This window comes from Nguyenibacter vanlangensis, assembly GCF_013376155.1.
GTDB classification, from domain to species: Bacteria; Pseudomonadota; Alphaproteobacteria; order Acetobacterales; family Acetobacteraceae; genus Gluconacetobacter; species Gluconacetobacter vanlangensis.
This window is the reverse complement of record NZ_JABXXP010000368.1, coordinates 1-2924: the sequence shown is the minus strand read 5'-3', so window position 1 is coordinate 2924 and position 2924 is coordinate 1. Positions and strand designations below refer to the sequence as shown.

General features: G+C 66.3%; 6 protein-coding genes. 1 reads left to right on the top strand and 5 read right to left on the bottom strand.

Features of this window, described 5'->3' with window-relative positions; translation table 11 throughout:
• From HUK84_RS13975 to HUK84_RS13960, 4 genes are all read right to left on the bottom strand, one after another.
• A partial coding sequence (locus HUK84_RS13975; protein WP_176640834.1) for a LysR family transcriptional regulator occupies nucleotides 1-239 on the bottom strand: 239 nt, incomplete at its 3' end.
• Nucleotides 240-270: 31 nt separating this feature from the next.
• Complete coding sequence (locus HUK84_RS13970; RefSeq protein ID WP_176640833.1) at nucleotides 271-780, bottom strand: GAF domain-containing protein; 510 nt, start codon at nucleotides 778-780, stop codon at nucleotides 271-273.
• A gap of 268 nt (nucleotides 781-1048) precedes the next feature.
• Nucleotides 1049-1330: a SelT/SelW/SelH family protein gene (locus HUK84_RS13965; RefSeq protein WP_176640832.1), complete on the bottom strand. Its 282-nt coding sequence runs from the start codon at nucleotides 1328-1330 to the stop codon at nucleotides 1049-1051.
• 130 nt (nucleotides 1331-1460) lie between these two features.
• Entirely contained in the window at nucleotides 1461-1730 is a 270-nt protein-coding gene (locus HUK84_RS13960; protein ID WP_176640831.1) for an HU family DNA-binding protein, read from the bottom strand.
• Nucleotides 1731-1962: 232 nt separating this feature from the next.
• On the opposite strand from HUK84_RS13960, the gene HUK84_RS13955 reads away from it, so the two are divergent.
• Nucleotides 1963-2484: a cupin domain-containing protein gene (locus HUK84_RS13955; RefSeq protein WP_176640830.1), complete on the top strand. Its 522-nt coding sequence runs from the start codon at nucleotides 1963-1965 to the stop codon at nucleotides 2482-2484.
• 49 nt (nucleotides 2485-2533) lie between these two features.
• Here HUK84_RS13955 and HUK84_RS13950 read toward each other — a convergent pair.
• Nucleotides 2534-2924: AbrB family transcriptional regulator (locus HUK84_RS13950; RefSeq protein ID WP_176640829.1), on the bottom strand; the 391-nt coding region annotated here is incomplete at its 5' end.

Here is a 2924-nt window from a genome sequence, read left to right as displayed (position 1 = left end):
AGGCGCGCCGCCTCGGCACGGTTCAGCACCGCACGCGCTTCGTCCAGGAACAGCCGGCCCGTCCCGGTCAATTCGATGCGGCGCCCGACCCGGTCGAACAATTGGGCCCCGAATTCGGCCTCCAGCACCGCGACGGCATGGCTGACAGCCGATTGCGCCAGGTTCAGCGCCCGCGCCGCCGCCGTCACGTGCTGGCGCTCGGCCACCGCGACGAAGATCCGCAACTGCTCCAGCGTCATCGGCCGCCGCTCAAATCAAGCGGACCGGGGGTCACGCCGGCAGAGGGGCGGACGACGGGGCAGATGGCGGGGCGGGCAGGGCACGCACCAGCAGCGCCACCGCCTCTTCCAGCATGTGTCGGTCCTGCGGGGTGAAACGATCCTTGACCGGGCTGTCGATGTCCAGGACCCCGATCAACCTGTCGCCGGACAGCACGGGAATGACGATTTCCGATTCCGACGCCGCGTCGCAGGCGATATGGCCGGGAAACGCATGCACGTCCGGCACGACGACCGTCTCGCGCCGCGCCGCCGCCGTGCCGCAGACCCCCGCGCCCAGCGCGATGCGGGTACAGGCGACGCGGCCCTGAAACGGCCCCAGCACCAGTTCATCCCCGCGCAGCAGATAGAAGCCGGCCCAGTTGACGCGCGGCAGCGCCTCGAAGATCAGGGCCGCGACGTTCGCGCAATTCGCCACCAGGTCATGCTCGCCGGCCAGGACGCCGGCAATGGCGGACAACAGATCGTCCGGCGTGATGCGCGCGGCGGAAAGAGTATTCATGGATGACAGCCTCCGGGGTACGAGGACGCGCCGCGCCGGGTGCGGCGATCGCGGACGGCGGCCCGTATCATGCCCGCTCCGTCATGCCCGCTTCCCTAGTGTCCTGATTCCGAAATTCGCAAGCGAATTTTGGAATCGAAAGGACACTAGAATCAATATTTTAGTGGCCTGCTGGTCCGAGAAATTCTCATAAGAATTTCTCGGGCAGGACACTAGGTCGGGACAAGCCGCCGTGGGACCGTTCAGCGCCCGGGATCGTTCAGTGCCCTCAGCGATCGACATGCCCCAGATCGTGCTCGGGGGCGATGACGTCCCGCACCCGTTGCTTCAATGCCTTGGGACCGGGAAAGCCGCCATCCCGCTTGCGCTCCCAGATCACCGTGTCGCCCACCGTGATCTCGAACCGCCCGCCGGTATCCGGAACCAGCGCCACCTCGCCGATCGCGTCGCCGAACGTCGCAAGGATCTCCTGCGCCATCCAGGCCGCGCGCAGCAGCCAGTTGCAGGCGGTGCAATAACGGATGGCAACGCGCGGGCCGGAACCGACCATGATCCGTCATCCTTCCGCTGGACCGTCTTCCGCCGGGCGCCCGGGCAGGCACATATCGCCCAAAAAGTGCCTGGGCTCAAAAAGTGCCAGTGCCCGGCTACCTGGCCCAGCTACCCGGCGCGACCGGCCGTCAGACGGTCTTTTTCAGGTTGGGACTGGCCTTGAACCGGACGGTCTTGCCGGCCTTGACCTTCACGGGCTCGCCCGTGCGGGGGTTCAGCGCCTTGCGCGCCTTGGTCTTGTGCACCGTGAAGGTCCCAAAGGACGGCAGGGTAAAGCCGCCTTCGTCCTTCAGCGTCTCCACGATGGCGTGGATCAGGTCGTCGGCCGCCTTGCCGGCGGCAACGCCCGTGCAGGAAAGAGAATCCTGAAGAACGGCGGCGATAAAAGCCTTGCTCATGGAGGAGCGTGTCCCAATAGTTATCGACGGCGCAACGGTAGCAGCCAGGCGTGAAAATTGTCTAACCTCATCATAGAGGGCCGGTGCGATTCGCGGAACACGCGACGGCGATCTGCTGTAAATTTTATTTCATATTGGTCGGCATTCCCGCCAACTTCCGTTTTCAAAGGCCGGAAGCCCGCATTGCGCGACAGGGTGTCCGCGCGGGGGCGCCATTCCGGAGGGACACATCATGACAGGACCCATCGTCAACCTCGCCGATGTCGAATTGCGGCCCCGTCCCGCGAAATTCGCGCCCCAGGGCCCCGAAGCCGCCTTGTTCGATGCCCGGATGGGCATGATTTCGGCCCGGCTGGGCGCGCGCAAGCTCGGCTACAACGTGACCGCCGTGCCGCCCGGCAAGCGCGCCTTTCCCTTCCACAGCCACCAGGCGAATGAGGAAATGTTCCTGATCCTGTCGGGCCACGGCGAAATCCGCATCGGTGACGCCCGCTATCCGGTCGGGCCGAACGACGTCATCGCCTGCCCGCCGGGCGGCCCGGCCACCGCGCATCAGATCATCAATACCGGCACCGAGGAACTGCGTTACCTGGCTGTCAGCACCAGGATCAGTCCGGAAATCGCCGAATATCCCGATAGCGGCAAGTTCGGCGTGCTGTCGGACATGGCGACCGACGCCCAGGGGGCGCCGCGCACTTTCACCTTCGTCGGGCGCGAGGGCGATTCGCTCGAATACTGGCCGGATAATCGTTGAGACTCTCCGTTTCGCTCCCCTTCTTCTCCGGAATAGGAACGCGCCCCCGTCAGGCCGCCGCGCGCCGCGCCAGGAAACGGGTCAGCGCGGGGGTGACCGCCACCACGACGACGAAACGCATCAGTTGCATCGCCATGACGAATGCCAGGTCGACAGGGCTGGACGCCGCGATGATGGCCACCGAATCCGCGCCGCCGGGCGATGTGGCCAGATAGGCCGTCAGCGGATCGATCCCCGCCAGTCGCGCCAGCACCCATCCCATGCCCCCGCACAGCACGATCAAAGCCGCGATCGCGGCCAGGACCCGGGGGGCCGCGCGCGCCGCATGGCGCAGGATCGGACGCGTGAACCGCAGCCCTATGCTCCATCCCACCAGCGCATAGGCCACCGCCAGCAGCCAGGGCGGCAGAATGATCGCAAGCCCCCCGCCATCCTGTGCC